Genomic DNA, 359 nt, shown 5'->3' with positions numbered 1-359 from the left:
CTTGCACACGAGTCGCCAGTTCATCACCGGCAGCCGAATTGGCGTCTGGAGTTTGCGTATCCTGCGTCTGTTCGTCAGCCATAGATTTCTCCTTTCAAAATCATGCGCGAACTCAACTCGCGCTTCTGCTCCGGTATATGGGGCCACAATTTTCAGGTTCAAGGGCGCAGGCGTTACCAAAAGTCTTTCGATTGACCTGGATCATTTCCTTCACGCTCATTCCACATCGCGCTAAAAAAAATCGCGATTCAAGCAAATCGAGCTAAGCGCCAGGATTGTCAGCCCCGAACAAAACACTGTATAAATAACCAGACCTAAAGCCTGGGAGCGGCCGTCATGCTCGTGCACCTGTCTGTACA

Annotated in this window: 1 protein-coding gene; it reads left to right on the top strand. The window is 50.7% G+C overall.

The genetic code is table 11. From position 1 onward, the window contains the following. Window positions 1–235: hypothetical protein (locus AAEY88_RS12670; protein WP_350562948.1), on the top strand; the 235-nt coding region annotated here is incomplete at its 5' end. Between the last annotated feature and the right edge of the window lie 124 nt (window positions 236–359).

This window comes from Psychrobacter sp. CAL346-MNA-CIBAN-0220, from assembly GCF_040309805.1.
In the GTDB taxonomy this organism is placed as follows: Bacteria; Pseudomonadota; Gammaproteobacteria; order Pseudomonadales; family Moraxellaceae; genus Psychrobacter.
The sequence above is the reverse complement of the archived record's forward strand: the minus strand, read 5'-3'. Positions and strand labels throughout refer to the sequence as shown.